The following is a 16,068-nucleotide window of genomic DNA, read 5'->3' as shown; positions in this document are numbered from 1 at the left end:
TCATGTTTTTCATGGGGGCATTCCTGGCGGGAATGGGGAAATGCCGTCTTCAGCGGGGGACTTCTGTTCTCAACCAGCATTTGCCGCCATCGGCCCGAGAAGTTCGCCTGATGGAAACCTATTTCGCCACAGTCAGTTTCTCGGAGAGGCCCATCTCGCTAACGCGTCACGGTATTGCGGATATACCGAGCCGGCGATGCCCCCAATGTCTTGCGAAACATGCTGATGAACGAACTGACCGATTCGTACCCCAGGGCCTCGGCGGTGCGTTGCACGGACTCGCCTTCGGCCAGGCTTTGCAAGGCCACGATGATTTGCCATTGCTTGCGCCATTGGCCAAATGTCAGCCCGGTTTCATGCTTGACCAGGCGTGCCAGGGATCGCTCGCTCATGGCGACCTGGCGGGCCCATTGGGCCATGGTGCAACGATTCGCCGGGTCCTGGGCCAGGCCGCGGGCGATGAAGCGCAGTTGCGTCGAGGCGGGAAGCGGCAGGTACAACTGTTCCGAGGGGGCCAGTTCCAGTTGTTCAAGAAGCACGCTCGCCAACCGCGCGTGGCGACTGGTTGGCGGGTAGTCCTGGGGCTGGGCGCTCAGGTGCAGGATCATTTCCAGGACCAGCGGGGAAAGCACCAGCGTGCAGCACTTCTGCGGTAGCGCAGCGGCGCCGGGCTCGATGAACAGATAGCCGATCTTGCCGTTGGCGGTCACCCGGTTGCTGTGGGCGACGCCACCCGGAATCCACACGCCGAACCCCGATGGCACCATCCAGACACCATCCTCCACGGTGCATACGATGCCCCCGTGATAAGCCACCACCAGTTGGCCTTTGCGGTGGCTGTGCACGGGGAACTCGGTGTCGTGGCGCTGGCTCCCGAGCATCAGCGCGACGGCAGGCTGTTGGAAACGGTCCAGTTCGAATTGATCCACCGCAGAGAGATTCGCCTCGCCCATGCCGTTGCACTCGGATTGTCTGAAATTGATCATAAGTTGGCAGCATACTCAATATCGGCAGCACCGTGCAGCTCCTAACATCGTCATCGAGGCGATCGAGGTGATTGCCGACTGCGAGATACGACCGATGCTGAGTGAAGTCACGATTGCCCACCTCTACCTGCCGCCCTTGTTGCTCTATGTTGGCGTTGCAGCCCTGGTGTACGGGTTGCTGGCGCGCGTGCTGCGGCGCTGGCTGGATTGGGCCTGGCACCCGGAGCTGGCGCGCTTTTTCGTGTCGCTGATTGTGCTCTCGGTCCTGGTCCTGAAGGGGTGAGGGCAGCGGCATGACCATCGAACAATTCCTCAAGACCCTCGTCACCCTGGTTCTCGGCCTGATCGCCGTGGTGTTCTGCACGCAGTTGTGGCGCGCCTACGAGCTGGCCCCCTGGACGCGGGACGGGCGTGTGAGCGCCCACGTTATCCGCATTGCCCCGCAGGTGTCCGGCCAGGTCGAACAACTGCTGGTGGGGGACAACCAGTGGGTCGCCAAAGGGGACTTGCTGTATCAGATCGACCGCAGCGCCTACCTGCTTGCCCAACAACAGCGAACGGCCGAGCTGGCCGAGGCACGCAGTGTCTTCGAGCAGCGCAGCGCCCAGTTCAAGCGGCGCAGCCAGTTGGGCGAGGCCATCGCCCGGGAGGAAATCGACAACGCGGCGCGGGACCTGGCGGTGGCCCGTTCGCGCCTGGATGCCGCCCAGAGCCAATTGGCCCAGGCGCGGCTCGACCTGGATCGCACGACTGTTCGTTCACCGGTCGACGGGTACGTGACCCAGTTGCGGTTGCAGCCGGGCGACTACGCTTCGGCGGGCGAGACCAATATCTTCGTGGTCGATAGCCATAGTTTCTGGGTCACCGGTTACTTCGAAGAGACCAAGCTGTCCAGCATCCGGGTGGGCGCCACGGCGTCGATCAAGCTGATGGGGTTTGCCGCGTTGCTCGAAGGGCATGTCGCAAGCATTGGCCGGGGCATTGCCGATGGCAACGAACTGCGCAGCAACGACGGCTTGCCTCAGGTGGCTCCGACATTCAGCTGGATACGCCTGGCCCAGCGCGTGCCGGTGCGCATCGAACTGGACAAGGTCCCGCCGGACGTGGAACTGGCGGCTGGGATGACCGCCAGCATCGAGGTCTCCGAGGCAGGGGCGGCACCACGCTGGAGGCTGGTGCAATGGCTCCAGGCGTTCCTCTGATGACCCGGGCGTTGGGAAGGCTCGGTGCACTGGCCGGGTCATGGAGCCCCCACGTCGCGGGCTACGTGCTGCGCAGCCTTGCGGCGGCCGCGCTGGCACTGTGGCTGGGTTTCCAACTGCACCTGGAGGCGCCGTTCTCGGCGGCTTCGACGGTGTTGTTGCTGATCCACCCGCTCCAGGGCGCGGTGGTGGGCAAGGGGTTGCACCGGGTGTTGGGGACCGTGGTGGGGCTGGCCGTCGCCTTGCTCCTGACCGGCTTGTTCGCCCAGAAAATGCTGCTGTTCATTGTCGGGATCGGGGTATGGCTCGGCCTCTGTGTCGGCGCCATGACCGTGCTTCGGCACTACCACGCCACGGCGGCAGTCGTCGCCGGCTACACCGTTTGCCTGGCCCTGGGCCCGGCCATCGTCGCGCCGCAACTGGGTTTCGATCACATCGTGGCGCGGTGCACGGCGGTGGTACTTGGGGTATTGAGCCTGAACCTGGTGGCCACGCTGTTCAGCCGCAAGACCGTCGAGCCCAAGCTGAACCTGGCCCTCCAGGACCTCTGTTGCCGCACCCTGCGGTTGCTGTCGGCACGGTTCAACGATGCGCACGGCGCGGAGCCGGCGATTGCACCGCGCACACTCGCCCTCGACATCAGCAAGGTGGACGAGCTGCTCGGGATCGGGCGAGGCGAGTCGTTCCTGATCCGTTCCAGGCTCGCGTCCTTGCAGGCAGGGCTGGCGTACCTGCACGCCGTGGTCCTGGACGAGCGCGCAACCGATGGGATTGCTTGGCCTGCCTTTGCCCAAGCCGGCTCGGACCTGCAGCAGTTGGCCGGGGCAATGCCTGGCTTCTCCAGGACGGCTGAACGTCTCCAGGAAGTGCGCCGCCGTCTCGCGCAAGCGCCTGGAGGCGGCGTAAGCCAGCAGCGCTTGCAGGAACAGTTGGCCGACTTGGTCAGCGCCTTGCTGAGCTTCGCCAGCCTGGAACAGGGGACCCAGGCACCCGCTCGGCCGGTGGCATTCCACCGACACTATGCCGACGCGCTGCGCAACGGCCTGCGCGCGTTGTTGGCCACGCTGGCAACGGCGGCTTTCTGGTACCTGACGGCCTGGGACCAAGGGCCCACGTTGCTGGCGGTACTGGGGCCGTGCTGCACGTTGCTGGCCACCAGCCCAGCGCCCGTCCAGGGCCTGGCGCGCTTTTTCGAGGGAACCCTCTACGGGATAGTAGCGGCAGCGGGGTGCAAGTTCCTGGTGCTGCCACACCTCAGTGGGTTCGCCTTGCTCACGGTGGTGCTGATGGCTTTCTGGGCCGTGGGGATTCATGCCACGACCCGCCCGCGCCATGCCCTGCAAGGCATCGCCTACCTGATTGCCTTCAATACGCTGGTCGGCACGGGCGCGGCGGCCCGGTACGACTTCGCCGATTTCGCCAACCAGGCCCTCGCCTGGCTCGTGGCGCTTGCCCTGTGCCTGTTGGTCTTCCAACTACTGCCCGGAAAACCCGAGCGCCACCCGCACGCGTTGAGCAAGGCGATTCACCAGGACACCCGGCGATTGCTTCGCCATGGGCGTCGCATGAACCCTCTGAAGTGGCAGGCCAGGCAGCAGCACCGGTGGGTTGCCTTGCAAGCGCTGCTGGGTGCCGATCACCCGCAGGTGACGCGGGCCGGCTCGGTGTCCCTGCAACTGAGCCGACAGTGGCTCTGGCTGCAACACAAGGCCCGCGACCTGGCACCCGGATCATCGCTTGGCCAATGCGCGCGGCAGGGCGAGCGGCGAATTGCCCGGCACGCCTCCCAGCCGGCGCTCGGCGCGGCCCAGGCCCGTCGGACATCTCGCGCTCTGGCCCGGCTCGGCGCCCATGAACTGGCGGCGGGCTACCTGGAGCTGGCAAGCCTGCTGGAAGAGTACGCACGCGTCACGACGGCGGATACCCGCACAAGCTTTCGCTAACCAACCGAGGTGAACTGAAATGAAACCACTGCTGATCTGGACGCTGTTCGGCTTATTCGTGGCTGCCCCCTGGGTCGCCCAGGCATCGGATGGCGCTGATGCGCTGGAACGCCGGCAACAGGCTTCCAGGCAAGCGCCGACATACCTGAGTGGACACCCGGCGGGTGGCCATGGCACCAAGGCCGGCGCGCCCGCAGCCGGGAAGGGAAAAGCGGCTTCGTCCAGCTGACCATGGCGCAAACGTCGGCAAAGCATGCGGACAACGGGCCTTGGTTTTTCTGCATACGAACTATATGCTAAGCATATACGAAACGTATTTAGGAGAAGCCATTGGGCATTGTGAACATCGACGACGAACTGCATGACCAACTGCGGCGGGCCACCAAGGTGTCCTGCCGCTCCATCAACGCGCAGGCGGCTTTCTGGATCAAGGTCGGCCTGCTGTGCGAAATGAATCCCGATCTGACTTTCAATGAGGTCATGCGTCGCGAGCTCGACAGCGTGGGCGTGCGTGCCCAGCCGCTGGTGGTGGGTTGAGCATGATCAAGAGTCCGGAGCAGGTTGCCCTGCTGGCAGAGTCTGGCCGACTCCTGGCCTCGGTGTTCGAATTGTTGGACAAGACCCCACTGGCGGGGATGTCGACCCTTCAAGTCGATGCCAGGGTGGAGCGGTTCATCGTCGACGATCTCAAGGCCCGACCGGCGAGCAAGGGCCAGTATGGTTTTGGGTTCGTGCTCAATTGCTCGGTGAACGAGGAGGTCTGCCACGGGGTGCCGTCACCTTCCAGGATTTTGCGCGAGGGCGATATCGTCAATTTCGACATCACCCTGGAAAAGAACGGCTATATCGCCGACTCCAGCAAGACTTACCTGATCGGCAATGTCAGCGCCACTGCCCGGCGCCTGGTCCGGGTTACGTACGAGGCGATGTGGCAAGGTATCCGCACCGTACGACCGGGCGCGCGCCTGGGGGATGTGGGGGCGGCCATCGAGCGCCATGCCAGGGAAAATGGGTACTGCGTGGTGCGTGAATACTGCGGCCATGGAATCGGCCAGCAGATGCACGAGGAGCCCCAGGTCTTGCATTTCGGCAAGCCCGGCACCGGCCTGGTGCTGCGCGAGGGGATGGTGTTCACCATCGAACCGATGCTCAACCAGGGCGCCCGCCATGTCAGGACCCAGGCTGATGGCTGGACGGTCGTGACCCAGGACGGGACGCTCTCGGCGCAATTCGAGCACACCGTTGCGGTGACGTCATCGGGAGTCTCGGTGCTGACGCTGCGTGCGGATGAATCGGACAGGGTCTGAAGGGGCCCGGATAGGCACCGCAGATCGGGCGGGCTGATGCCTAGGCTCTGTCTGAAATGTGTCTGCACTCGCCCATACTGCGTTGAAACGGGGTTCGGAATGCTCATGTACTCCAGTACACTGCGCTTCCTCGCCCCGTTTCGCCTTGTCTGGCCTTCGAGCAGACACATTTCAGACAGAGCCTAGCGAACCGGCAGCAGCGCCCCGAACGCAACGAAAAACCCACCGCAAATGCGATTGAAGCGCCGGCCCATGCGTGCCAGCCATGGCCGGACCCGGTTCGCCGCGCTCGCCACGCCGAACTCCACGGTGAATTCGACGAATGCGTAGGTCAGCGCCATGATCGCCGCCTGCAGGAGCAGGTTGCGCTGGGCGTCGATGAAAGGCGTGATGAAGGCGGTGAACAGCAGCAGCGCCTTGGGATTGGAGACCGCCGACAGCAGCCCCTGGCGAAACAGCGACCAGTCGGCGGATGGCGTCGCCCCATCGACTGCGAGGGTCATCGCCTCCGAGCGCCAAAGCCCCAATCCGAGCCAGATCAGGTAGAGCCCGCCGATGATCTTCAGTGCGGTCAGCCAGTGCAGCGACGCTTGGAGCAGGGCGCCAAGGCCCAGGACGCACAAGGCAATGACGACGGCGAAGCCGAGGACACCGCCGGTGATGGTGAACAGGGTCTTGCGGTGGCCATGGATCGCCCCGTGGGTCAACACCAGCAGGGCGTTGGGGCCCGGCACCAGGGCGATGCCGCAACAGGTCAACAGGTAGAACAGCCAGGCGTCGAGGGACATGGGGGCTCCGGGGCGTGATCACTGGGGCTGATGTTGGCGCGAGAAGGCCTGGACGAAAAGCGCATATTGTGGCACTCAGGTATTCGATTATCGAATGCAGGGATTTCCACCATGACCCCCAGGGATCTTCAGATCGATTGGCTCAAGTGCTTCGTCGCCGCCGTCGATACCGGCTCGCTGTCGAGCGCCGCCCTCGAGATCAATAAGTCGCAGTCGGCCGTCAGCATGCAGCTCAAGAAACTCGAGTCGGCCCTTGGTCGCCAGGTCTTGAGCCGCGGCCCGCGACACTTCCAGCTCACCAGCGACGGCGAAGCGCTGCTCGGCTATGCCCGGCGCATGCTGGCCTTGCACGCGGAAACACTGGGGGCGTTCTGGGGCGAGCAGTTGAGCGGGCGGATCCGCCTCGGGGTGGCGGAGGACTATGCCGGGCCCTACCTGACACCGGTGTTGAAACGGTTTTCGGCGCGCTACGCCAGCGTCGATATCGAGTTGACCTGCGAACAATCCACCGCGCTCATTCCCCGGGTGGCCAGCGGCGAGCTGGACCTGGCCCTGGTCTCGCGCGACAGCCCGCGGCGCGGCGCCTTCCTGTTCCATGAACCGATGGTCTGGGTCGGCTCGCCGCAATTCGAACTCTGGCGCCGCGACCCGCTGCCCATCGCGGTCTACGACGAAGAGAGCCTGGCCCGCCGCACCGCGGTCGAAACACTGGCCCGGCAAGGACGCCGCTACAAGGTCGTGTACAACAGTTCGAGCCTGGCCGGGCAGATCGCCGCGGTGGAAAGCGGGGTGGCGGTGGCGGTGCTGACCCGCTGCTGCACCCCGGCCAATTTGCAGGTGCTGGGCCAGGAACATGGCCTGGGCGCCCTGGAGTCCATGAGCGTGGCGGTCTATCGCAGCCGCGCCTCGCAAGGATCCATCGCCGTGGACGGGCTGCGCAGCTTTTTGATCAAGACCCTGGGCTCGCCCGCGCAGGTTTAGCTGGCAAACGATTCACCCGGCAGCGCTCGCCAAAGTGTAACGCCCAGTCACGCGATTTCTGCGGCTATAAGCGTCATCCCGGCACGGTAATCAAATATTACGAGCACGAGCGACGCAGCCCCTGTAAATTCGCGAAACGACTGGCAAAACTATTTCTGATGGCCAGGGTCATTCAATTCGCACCGGCCGTCCCTGGTTACCGGTCCCCCTACGTTGAGGAGCAACGCATACATGGCAGCACTGCAGAACACCACCCTCGAGGCGATCAAAGACAAACAGGCACAGCTGCTGGGCGAATGGACCAATGGGTTGGAAACCAGCGGTGCGACCCGTAACCTCAAGAACCAGGACCTGCAACAACAGACCAGCGAATTCCTGCAACTGGTGATCAGCGGCCTGCAGAACAACAACGGCAGCAACATCAATGCGCCGGGCTGGGAGTCCACCCGCCAGTTCCTGGAGAAACTGTCCCACAGCCGCGCCCAGCTCGGACACGATTCCCAGCAAACCGCCAGTTTCATCTTCGCCCTCAAGGGGCCGCTGTTTGCCCTGCTGCAAACGCATTACCGCGAGCAACCGGCGTTGCTCGCCGAACAACTCTGGGAGATCTCCGAGCTGTTCGACGCGTTCGGCCTGCACACCATCCGCACCTTCCAGAAATCCCGCGAGGCGGTGATCAAGCGTCAGCAGGAAGAACTGCTGGAACTGTCCACCCCGGTCGTCAAGCTGTGGGACGGCGTGCTGGCGCTGCCGATGATCGGCACCCTCGATTCGCAACGCACCCAGGTCGTGATGGAATCGCTGCTGCAGCGTATCGTCGACACCGGTTCGGAAATCGCCATCATCGACATCACCGGCGTACCGACCGTCGACACCCTGGTGGCCCAGCACCTGCTCAAAACCGTGACCGCCATCCGCCTGATGGGCGCCGACTGCATCATCAGCGGCGTGCGCCCGCAAATCGCCCAGACCATCGTGCACCTGGGCCTCGACCTGCAAGGCGTGGTGACCAAGGCCAACCTGGCCGATGCGCTCAAGCTGGCCCTGACGCGCCTGGGCGTCAGCCTCGGCAAGACGGCCTGAGCCGATGGAACGTATCCCGATTCTACAGATGGGCGAGTTCCTGCTCGTCACCATTCAGGTCGACATGCATGACCAACTGGCCCTGACCCTGCAGGACGACCTGTCCGAGCGCATCAGCAAGACATCGGCGCGCGGGGTGTTGATCGACATTTCCGCATTGGACATGGTCGATTCGTTCATCGGCCGGATGATCGCGACCATCTCCGGCCTGTCGAAGATCATGGACGCCGAAACCATGCTGGTCGGCATGCAACCGGCGGTGGCGATCACCTTGGTCGAGCTCGGCCTGACGCTGCCCGGCGTCAGCACCGCGCTGAACGTCGAGCGCGGAATGAAACTGCTGCAGGAACGAGTACGCCACCAATGACCGTGCGCAGCAGCGGCACTCAACCGATCAACATCGAGCAGGATGTGGTGCTCGCCCGGCAAACGGCGCGCAAGCTGGCCACCGAATGCGGCATGCGCCTGATCGACCTGACCAAACTGGTGACCGCCGTCAGCGAGCTGGCGCGCAATACCATGGTCTATGGCGGTGGCGGCGACATGGACTGGGAGATCCTCGACGAGGGCGGCCGTGTCGGCCTGCGCTTGGTCTTTCGCGACGAAGGGCCGGGCATTGCCGACATCAAGCTGGCGATGACCGACGGCTGGACCTCGGGCGGTGGCCTGGGGCTGGGGCTGACCGGTGCCAAGCGCCTGGTCGATGAGTTCGAGCTCGACACCGAGCCTGGCAAGGGCACCCGCATCACGATCACCCGATGGACATGACGATCGCCGGGTCGCTGACCCAGGTGCTGCTGATCGAAGACATCAGCCAGATCGGCTATGCCCGGCGCACCACGCAAAGGCTCGCCGAGCTGCACGGCTTCGATGAGACCGATGCCGGACGTGTGGCGCTGGTCACCACCGAGCTGGCCAGCAACGTGCTCAAGCACGCCACCCGCGGCGAGCTCCATGTGCGCGTGCTTGCGTGTCCCGGCGGGTTTGGCATCGAGCTGCTCGCGGTGGACCGCGCCCAGGGCTTTGACCTGGATGCCTGCCTGACCGATGGGTTTTCCACGGGGGGTACCCAGGGTATCGGCCTTGGCGCCGTGGCGCGCCAGGCCGAAGTGTTCGATGTCTACGCCGATGCCCGTGGCGCGGTGTTGCTGGCGCGTCTGTACCCGCGCGGCAACCGCCAGGCGGACCTGCGCTACGGCGTCAGCCAGCACTCGCTCAACGATGATCCGGCCTGTGGCGACACCTGGCACCTGGCGTACAACGGCAGCAGCGTCAGCGCGCTGGTGATCGACGGCCTCGGCCACGGTGAGGACGCCGAACGCGCGGCCAAGGCGGGGGAGCGGACATTCGCCCGCGGCCCCTTCGCCACGCCGGTGCTGTTGATGGAAGACATGCACCGCGACATGATCGGCACGCGCGGCGGCGCGGCGGCCATCGCCCAGTTCAATGCGCCGCGCGATGGCCTGACCTTCACCGGCGTTGGCAATATTGGCGCCACCCTGGTCACCGCGGACAAGTCGCGGGGCCTGGCGTCGAACCCGGGCATCGTCGGCGGCCAATACCGCAAAGCCCAGCCCTTTGACTATGCTCACGTAAACGGACACCTATTGATCATGTACAGCGACGGTTTGCAGTCCCGTTGGAATCTTCAAGACTACCCCGGCCTGGTGCACCGCCATCCCGCCGTGATAGCCACGGTCCTGCATCGTGACTTCTGCCGTGGACGGGACGATGTGACGGTGCTGGTCGTTGCCTTGGAGGCCGCCCATGGCTGAGTCGCCTACCCTGAACCCGGCCGAACAGGCCGCGCTGATCGCCCAGTTGCAAAGCGAGACCGCCGCCTTGCGCGAGGAACTCGATGAAACCAACCAGGGCGTGCTGGCGCTCTACGCCGAACTCGACACCCAGGCCGAGCAACTGCGCCAGGCCTCGGACTTGAAAAGCCGCTTCCTGTCGTACATGAGCCACGAGTTCCGCACGCCGCTGGGCTCGATCCTGAGCATCAACAGCTTGCTCGCCGACGAACTCGACGGCCCCCTCAGCCTCGAGCAGCACAAGCAGGTGGCGTTCGTCAGCAGCGCCGCCCGCGAACTCAGCGACATGGTCGATGACTTGCTCGACCTGGCGAAAATCGAAGCCGGGCGGATCAGCATTTCCCCGGCGTGGTTCGACATGTTCGACCTGTTCTCGGCCTTGCGAGGCATGTTCCGGCCCATCGTCGACGCGTCGGCGGTGGACCTGATCTTCGAAGAACCAGTCGGCCTTCCGCGCCTGTACACCGACGACAAGAAGCTCGCGCAGATCCTGCGCAACTTCATTTCCAACTCGCTGAAGTTCACCACCCGTGGTGAAGTGCGGGTCTCGGCGCGTCTCGAGGGGCAGGATCGGGTGCGCTTCGCCGTCAGCGACACCGGCATCGGGATCGCGCCGGAGCTGCACGGTGCCTTGTTCGAAGACTTCTCCCAGGTCGACTCGCCGTTGCAGAAACGCCTGCGGGGTACCGGCCTCGGCCTGTCGTTGTGCAAACGCTTCGCCGAATTGCTCGGTGGCGAGGTCGGGATGGACAGTACCCCGGGGATCGGTTCGAACTTCTTCGTGATCATTCCACTGGCGCTCGCCCTGGAGAACGCCGATGAATCGTGACACTCGTCTACTGATCGTCGACGACAACATTGCCACCCGCTACGCCTTGCGCCGGCGCCTGGAGCGCCATGGCTACAAGGTGCTGGAGGCCGGCACCGGCAGCGAGGGCCTGGCGCAGATCGACAGCGAGCCGCTGGATGCGCTCATCCTCGATGTCAACCTGCCGGACATGAGCGGCTTCGACATCGTGCGCATCCTGCGCGCCGACCCGCGTACCGCGCTGCTGCCGGTGATCCATGTCTCCGCCGCGTCGATCCAGACCGGCGACATCATCACCGGCCTCAACGCCGGCGCCGACGCCTACCTGATCCACCCGGTGGACCCGGACGTGCTGCTGGCGACCCTGCGCACCTTGCTGCGGGTGCGCGACACCGAGAACGCGCTGCGCGAGAGCGAGGCCCGGTTCCGCGAGATCTTCGTCAACGTCTCGGCGCCGATCGCCGTGCTCGATGCCCAACTGAAAGTGCACGAGTGCAATCATGCCTTCGCGCAGATGATCCAGGACAACCACGCCGAGGACACCCTCAGCGAATGCTTCGACGACGGCCAGGATGCGATCCTCGACGAGCTGCGCCGCCGGCTGGTGGACGGCGAGCGCTGGAAAGGCACCTTGAACCTGCGGGTGCAGGGCGAGATTCGCGAAACCGAGTGGCAGCTTTCACCGTACCGCACGCCCCAGCTGAGCCTGGTGTTCATCGAGGACGTCACCGAGCACCGCCACCGCGAGCGTTCCCACCTGGCGCGGCTGGACGACACCACCACGCAACTGGCCAAGGAAGTCGCCGAGCGGGTGCGCGCCGAAACGCAGTTGCTGCAAGTGCAGAAGATGGACGCCCTGGGCAAGCTCACCGGCGGCATCGCCCATGACTTCAACAACCTGTTGACCGGCATCATTACCAGCCTCGAATTGATCCAGAAACGCATGGCCGATGCGCGCCCGGACAAGGTCCAGTTCTACGCCGAAGCGGCCTTGAGTTCGGCGATGAGCGCGGCGTCCCTCACGCATCGCCTGCTGGCTTTCGCACGCCAGCAGCCCCTCGATACGCGTCCGGTGGACATCAACGAGCAGGCGCGCTCACTGGAAGAATTGCTGGTGCGCACCATTGGCGAACGCATCAACCTCAAGCTTGAACTGACCACCAAGCCGGCCGTTGCGCTGGTCGATCCGGTGCAGCTGGAAAGCGCGGTGCTGAACCTGGTGATCAACGCCAGGGACGCATTGCCCAATGGCGGCAACATCTGGGTCAAGACCTATGCGGCCTATTCCCATGGCGATCCGAACCTGGCCGATGGCCCGTATGTGGCGTTGTCGGTGCGCGACGACGGCATCGGCATCGAGCACAGTGTGATCGACAAGGTCTTCGACCCGTTCTTCACCACCAAGCCGCTGGGGCAGGGCACCGGCCTGGGTCTGTCGATGATCTACGGTTTCGCCCGCCAGTCCGGCGGCGATGCGCACATCCGCAGCGTGCTGCGGCGCGGGACTGAAGTGACGATCATGCTGCCGGCCAGCAATGGTCCGATGCAGACGGGTGCCGCGACGCTGGTGGTGGACGCACAGGGTTCCGGCGAGCATGTGCTGATTGTCGAAGACATGCCGGCGGTGCGCCTGTTCGTGACCGAAGTGCTGGAGGACGCGGGCTATCGCTGCACCCAGGCGGCGGACATCGAAACCGCCCTGGAGCGTCTGCAGAACGATCCGACGATTCACTTGCTGCTGACCGACGTCGGCCTGCCGCGCATGAGCGGCCGGGAGCTGGCGGATGCGGCGCGAAGCTGGCGTAAAGACTTGCCGATCCTGTTCATGACCGGCTATGCCGAGACGGCGATCAACCGCCAGGTGTTCCTGGGCAGCGGCATGGACATGCTGGTCAAGCCCTTCCAGGTCAACGAACTGCTTGAAAAGGTTCGCCGCGCCCTGGATTTCCAACCTGGCTAGGGCCGCAGGCCAACGCACCACGGGCGTGTCGCGGCAGCCGGGACGTTTGCGAAAGACCTGTTCAGGTTTGCGCCAATCGGTCGATACCCTGGCAGGTACCTCGTGCATAACAGCCGGTGCCGACGTCCGGGGCTTGTCACCCAGACAATCGCCCGATCGTTTTCCCGTGGAATTGGCATGTCCCCAAAAAACTCCCTGTTCGTGCTGCTGTTGCTGTTCGCTTGCCCTGGCGGATGGGCGGCTGCCGCCAAGCTCGATGTCGAGATCCATGAGGCCTCGGGCACGCCATTGACCGACGCCGTCGTTACCTTGCAAGGCCCCCTCGGCGGACCGCCGGCCAAACTGGCCGCGAGCATGGACCAGCGCAACCAGCAGTTTGCGCCCCACGTGCTGGCGGTGCACACCGGCAGCCTGATCAAGTTTCCCAATAGCGACAACATCCGCCATCAGGTCTATTCGTTTTCCCCGGCCAAACGCTTCGAGTTGCGTCTGTACGAGGGCACTCCCTCTGAACCGGTGTTGTTCGACAAGCCGGGCGTGGTGGTCCTGGGCTGCAACATCCACGACCGGATGCTCGGCTACGTGTTCGTCACCGACGATCCCCTGTTTGCCGTCAGTGACGAGCAGGGCCGCGTATCGCTGGGCGATCTGGCGATGGGTGAATACCGGGTGACCCTGTGGCACCCCCAGCTCAAGGGCATGCTGGCGGTCGATGGCGGTTCGTTGAAGATCCCCGCGAGCGGGCTCAAGCACACCTACACGCTGGCGCTGGAACCGTTACCCGAGCAGACCGCACCCGCCAGCAGTGCGTTCGGCGATGCCTTCAAGCGAGCCGCCCGTGAAACTGCGCAATAGTTTCCAGGCACAAGTCGCCGCAGTGATGATCCTGTTGTCGCTGCTGGTGATCGGCTTGCTGTATTTCAGCGTCAACGCGGCGACGAGTACGGCGGTGCGCAGCCAGGCCGACGGGCAACTGGACGTCGGCACGCGGATCTTCGAGCGGCTGCTGGAAGCGCAGGGACGGCGCCTGGCCGATGGCGTGCAGTTACTGGCGGCCGACTTCGGCTTTCGCGAAGCGGTGGCCAGCCGCGACGCTGCCACCATCCGCTCGGTGCTGATCAACCACGGCAAGCGGATCAACGCCAGCGACATGATCCTGCTGAGCATGGACGGCACCGTACTCGCCAGTACCCTCGACCACATGCCCGCAGGCTCGCCGTTCCAGTACGACGGCGCGCTGCGCCTGGCCCAGCGTGCACGCCAGTCCATGGTCATCGTGCCGCTGCAGGGCAAGCCGCATTTGCTGGTGGAAACCCCCGTGCTCACGCCGTTGCCCGTCGCCAGGGTGGTGATGGGGTTCAGCATGGACAAGGCCTTCGCCAATGAACTGCGCTCGCTCACCAACCTGGAGGTTTCGTTTCTTGCCGTCGATCAACAGCAGCCGGGGGAACTGGTCAGCACTCAACCCGACGCGTTGCACGGGTCGATTTCCAGCCTGATGCTCGGATCCTCCCTGCGCGGCGAGGCCATGCTGACGGAGCACCTGAATCACAATTACCTCAGCCAGCTCCTGACGCTGGCCGACGGCTCGGGCGGATACAACGGGCAGGTGATCGCCCTGTTGCAAAGCCCCCTCGACGTGGCCATGCAGGCCTTCGCTCCGCTGGATGAAAAGATCCTGGCGATCACCCTGGTTGCGCTGATCGCCTCGCTGGTCGGCGCCTTGCTCCTGGCGCGCGGGGTGTCGCGGCCGGTGAAATCGCTGGCCTTGGCGGCGGAACGCATCGGCCAGGGCGATTACCAGACCCCGGTGATATTGCAACGAGAGGACGAGCTCGGCCTGCTGGCCAACGCCGTCAACACCATGCAAAGGGGCATTGCCGAACGTGAGCAACAATTGGCTCACAACGCCCTGCATGACCCCGTCACCGATTTGCCCAACCGGGCACTGGCCATGGAGCGCCTGGGCAGCGCGATTGCGGCAAGACGGCCGATGACCCTGATCTTCATGGGCCTCGATAACCTGCGCGCGATCAATGAAACGGTCGATCCCGAGACCGTCGACCGGTTGCTTCGCCAGACCGGCCAACGCATCCAGGCGCTGTTGAGCCCGGGTGACACCGTGGCGCATCTGATCGCCGAGGAATTCCTGCTCCTGCTCGATGGGATGGACAGTGATGCGGCGGTGGCGGTCGCCGACCAGTTGCAGCAGTTCCTGCTCAAGCCCCAGCGCATCAACGGACATGACCTGGCGCTGGACTGCAGGCTCGGGATCGCGGCCTATCCGGCCGATGGAGAGAGTGCCCAGAGCCTGCTGGAGCGCGCCTCGATCGCGATGAAAGACGCGGCGCAGATGCCGGGTCATTTGCAGGTCTACCAGCACGGGCGTGACTTGGCGCATCGGCGCCAGATCACCTTGATTCGCGACCTGCGCCACGCGGCGGACAACGGCGAGCTGCTCTTGCATTACCAACCCAAGCTGAACCTTCTCAACCAGCATGTCCGCCAGGCCGAAGCGCTGTTGCGCTGGCACCATCCGCAACTGGGCCCGATCTCTCCCGGCGAGTTCATCCCGTTGGCGGAGCGCACCGCAAGCATCCAGACGCTGACCCAGTGGGTGATCAACGAGGGCATGCGTCAGCTCTCGGAGTGGAATGACCGTGGCCTGCGCCTGGAGCTGTCGTTGAACATCTCCGCCGAAGACCTCATCAGCGATGACTTGCCCAAGCGGGTCGTGGCGTTGTTGCGCACCCACCGGCTGCCGGCCGAGCAATTGGTTTTCGAGGTCACTGAAAGCGCGGTCATGCGCGAGCCCGAGCGGGCCTTGAAGAACCTTCACCTGTTGCGCGATTGCGGCATCAGCCTGTCGGTGGATGACTTCGGCACGGGCTATTCTTCCCTGGCGCACCTCAAGCGGCTGCCGGTGCAGGAGTTGAAAATCGACCAGTCGTTTGTCCGCGACCTGGACGAGGCCAGTGAAGACGCAGTGATTGTCCGCTCGACGATCGAAATGAGCCATAACCTGGGGCTCAAGGTGGTGGCCGAGGGCGTCGAATACGCCCACAGCCTGAGCCTGCTCGAACGTTGGCATTGCGATACCGCCCAGGGTTACCTGATCAGCCGGCCGCTGACCGCCGCGGCGTTCGAGGCCTGGGTGGCGCTGCCCCTGAATTTCCGTACAGCGCTGGTTCATTGA

The 16,068-nt window shown here is 64.4% G+C and carries 17 protein-coding genes; 15 read left to right on the top strand and 2 right to left on the bottom strand.

The window, feature by feature from the left end:
• Positions 1–158 precede the first annotated feature (158 nt).
• The gene (locus tag Q6A48_RS08485; protein WP_304553510.1) at positions 159–953 is read right to left on the bottom strand and encodes an AraC family transcriptional regulator; all 795 of its coding nucleotides are present in this window, start codon (positions 951–953) and stop codon (positions 159–161) included.
• 127 nt (positions 954–1,080) lie between these two features.
• Here Q6A48_RS08485 and Q6A48_RS08480 point away from each other — a divergent pair, with 127 nt between their 5' ends.
• The 6 genes from Q6A48_RS08480 to map all read left to right on the top strand — a co-directional run bounded on the left by Q6A48_RS08480 (position 1,081) and on the right by map (position 5,438).
• Entirely contained in the window at positions 1,081–1,269 is a 189-nt protein-coding gene (locus Q6A48_RS08480; protein ID WP_304553425.1) for a DUF1656 domain-containing protein, read from the top strand.
• Positions 1,270–1,279: 10 nt separating this feature from the next.
• Complete coding sequence (locus Q6A48_RS08475) at positions 1,280–2,188, top strand: efflux RND transporter periplasmic adaptor subunit (protein WP_304553423.1); 909 nt, start codon at positions 1,280–1,282, stop codon at positions 2,186–2,188.
• Entirely contained in the window at positions 2,188–4,131 is a 1,944-nt protein-coding gene (locus Q6A48_RS08470; RefSeq protein WP_304553421.1) for an FUSC family protein, read from the top strand. The genes Q6A48_RS08475 and Q6A48_RS08470 overlap by 1 nt, the downstream gene beginning before the upstream one ends.
• A gap of 19 nt (positions 4,132–4,150) precedes the next feature.
• Positions 4,151–4,360: a hypothetical protein gene (locus tag Q6A48_RS08465; protein ID WP_304553420.1), complete on the top strand. Its 210-nt coding sequence runs from the start codon at positions 4,151–4,153 to the stop codon at positions 4,358–4,360.
• A gap of 101 nt (positions 4,361–4,461) precedes the next feature.
• The gene (locus tag Q6A48_RS08460; protein WP_304553418.1) at positions 4,462–4,668 is read left to right on the top strand and encodes a ParD-like family protein; all 207 of its coding nucleotides are present in this window, start codon (positions 4,462–4,464) and stop codon (positions 4,666–4,668) included.
• A gap of 2 nt (positions 4,669–4,670) precedes the next feature.
• A complete protein-coding gene (gene map / locus Q6A48_RS08455; RefSeq protein WP_304553416.1) occupies positions 4,671–5,438 on the top strand; it encodes a type I methionyl aminopeptidase in 768 nt (255 codons plus the stop codon).
• Positions 5,439–5,620: 182 nt separating this feature from the next.
• Here the strand turns inward: map and Q6A48_RS08450 are convergent, their stop codons facing one another.
• A complete protein-coding gene (locus Q6A48_RS08450; protein ID WP_304553415.1) occupies positions 5,621–6,226 on the bottom strand; it encodes a LysE family translocator in 606 nt (201 codons plus the stop codon).
• A 111-nt stretch (positions 6,227–6,337) separates the two neighbouring features.
• Here Q6A48_RS08450 and Q6A48_RS08445 point away from each other — a divergent pair, with 111 nt between their 5' ends.
• The 9 genes from Q6A48_RS08445 (at position 6,338) to Q6A48_RS08405 (ending at position 16,068) form a co-directional block, all read left to right on the top strand.
• Positions 6,338–7,207 carry a LysR family transcriptional regulator gene (locus Q6A48_RS08445; RefSeq protein WP_304553413.1) on the top strand — a complete coding sequence of 290 codons (870 nt, stop codon included), beginning with the start codon at positions 6,338–6,340 and terminating at the stop codon, positions 7,205–7,207.
• A gap of 231 nt (positions 7,208–7,438) precedes the next feature.
• On the top strand, positions 7,439–8,290 hold the full coding sequence (locus Q6A48_RS08440) for an STAS domain-containing protein (RefSeq protein ID WP_304553412.1): 852 nt from the start codon (positions 7,439–7,441) through the stop codon (positions 8,288–8,290).
• A 4-nt stretch (positions 8,291–8,294) separates the two neighbouring features.
• A complete protein-coding gene (locus tag Q6A48_RS08435) occupies positions 8,295–8,657 on the top strand; it encodes an STAS domain-containing protein (RefSeq protein WP_304553411.1) in 363 nt (120 codons plus the stop codon).
• Complete coding sequence (locus tag Q6A48_RS08430; protein WP_304553409.1) at positions 8,654–9,058, top strand: anti-sigma regulatory factor; 405 nt, start codon at positions 8,654–8,656, stop codon at positions 9,056–9,058. The genes Q6A48_RS08435 and Q6A48_RS08430 overlap by 4 nt, the downstream gene beginning before the upstream one ends.
• Complete coding sequence (locus Q6A48_RS08425; RefSeq protein WP_304553509.1) at positions 9,055–10,065, top strand: ATP-binding protein; 1,011 nt, start codon at positions 9,055–9,057, stop codon at positions 10,063–10,065. Before Q6A48_RS08430 ends, Q6A48_RS08425 begins: the two co-directional genes overlap by 4 nt.
• The gene (locus Q6A48_RS08420) at positions 10,058–10,933 is read left to right on the top strand and encodes a sensor histidine kinase (RefSeq protein ID WP_304553408.1); all 876 of its coding nucleotides are present in this window, start codon (positions 10,058–10,060) and stop codon (positions 10,931–10,933) included. The genes Q6A48_RS08425 and Q6A48_RS08420 overlap by 8 nt, the downstream gene beginning before the upstream one ends.
• A complete protein-coding gene (locus Q6A48_RS08415) occupies positions 10,923–12,872 on the top strand; it encodes a PAS domain-containing hybrid sensor histidine kinase/response regulator (protein WP_304553407.1) in 1,950 nt (649 codons plus the stop codon). Before Q6A48_RS08420 ends, Q6A48_RS08415 begins: the two co-directional genes overlap by 11 nt.
• Before the next feature lie 177 nt (positions 12,873–13,049).
• Positions 13,050–13,727: a methylamine utilization protein gene (locus Q6A48_RS08410; RefSeq protein ID WP_304553405.1), complete on the top strand. Its 678-nt coding sequence runs from the start codon at positions 13,050–13,052 to the stop codon at positions 13,725–13,727.
• Entirely contained in the window at positions 13,711–16,068 is a 2,358-nt protein-coding gene (locus Q6A48_RS08405) for a putative bifunctional diguanylate cyclase/phosphodiesterase (RefSeq protein ID WP_304553404.1), read from the top strand. The genes Q6A48_RS08410 and Q6A48_RS08405 overlap by 17 nt, the downstream gene beginning before the upstream one ends.

The organism is Pseudomonas citrullilanati (assembly GCF_030580855.1).
Classification (GTDB): Bacteria; Pseudomonadota; Gammaproteobacteria; order Pseudomonadales; family Pseudomonadaceae; genus Aquipseudomonas; species Aquipseudomonas citrulli.
Note: the sequence above shows the minus strand (reverse complement) of the source record. Positions and strands in the feature narration are given on the sequence as shown.

What these genes read in the sequence shown, in the direction of transcription:
- Q6A48_RS08485 (WP_304553510.1), bottom strand. Translation starts at nt 953, where the DNA reads ATGGGCGAGGCGAATCTCTCTGCGGTGGATCAATTCGAACTGGACCGT.
- Q6A48_RS08480 (WP_304553425.1), top strand. Translation starts at nt 1,081, where the DNA reads ATGCTGAGTGAAGTCACGATTGCCCACCTCTACCTGCCGCCCTTGTTG.
- Q6A48_RS08475 (WP_304553423.1), top strand. Translation starts at nt 1,280, where the DNA reads ATGACCATCGAACAATTCCTCAAGACCCTCGTCACCCTGGTTCTCGGC.
- Q6A48_RS08470 (WP_304553421.1), top strand. Translation starts at nt 2,188, where the DNA reads ATGACCCGGGCGTTGGGAAGGCTCGGTGCACTGGCCGGGTCATGGAGC.
- Q6A48_RS08465 (WP_304553420.1), top strand. Translation starts at nt 4,151, where the DNA reads ATGAAACCACTGCTGATCTGGACGCTGTTCGGCTTATTCGTGGCTGCC.
- map (WP_304553416.1), top strand. Translation starts at nt 4,671, where the DNA reads ATGATCAAGAGTCCGGAGCAGGTTGCCCTGCTGGCAGAGTCTGGCCGA.
- Q6A48_RS08450 (WP_304553415.1), bottom strand. Translation starts at nt 6,226, where the DNA reads ATGTCCCTCGACGCCTGGCTGTTCTACCTGTTGACCTGTTGCGGCATC.
- Q6A48_RS08445 (WP_304553413.1), top strand. Translation starts at nt 6,338, where the DNA reads ATGACCCCCAGGGATCTTCAGATCGATTGGCTCAAGTGCTTCGTCGCC.
- Q6A48_RS08440 (WP_304553412.1), top strand. Translation starts at nt 7,439, where the DNA reads ATGGCAGCACTGCAGAACACCACCCTCGAGGCGATCAAAGACAAACAG.
- Q6A48_RS08435 (WP_304553411.1), top strand. Translation starts at nt 8,295, where the DNA reads ATGGAACGTATCCCGATTCTACAGATGGGCGAGTTCCTGCTCGTCACC.
- Q6A48_RS08430 (WP_304553409.1), top strand. Translation starts at nt 8,654, where the DNA reads ATGACCGTGCGCAGCAGCGGCACTCAACCGATCAACATCGAGCAGGAT.
- Q6A48_RS08425 (WP_304553509.1), top strand. Translation starts at nt 9,055, where the DNA reads ATGACGATCGCCGGGTCGCTGACCCAGGTGCTGCTGATCGAAGACATC.
- Q6A48_RS08420 (WP_304553408.1), top strand. Translation starts at nt 10,058, where the DNA reads ATGGCTGAGTCGCCTACCCTGAACCCGGCCGAACAGGCCGCGCTGATC.
- Q6A48_RS08415 (WP_304553407.1), top strand. Translation starts at nt 10,923, where the DNA reads ATGAATCGTGACACTCGTCTACTGATCGTCGACGACAACATTGCCACC.
- Q6A48_RS08410 (WP_304553405.1), top strand. Translation starts at nt 13,050, where the DNA reads ATGTCCCCAAAAAACTCCCTGTTCGTGCTGCTGTTGCTGTTCGCTTGC.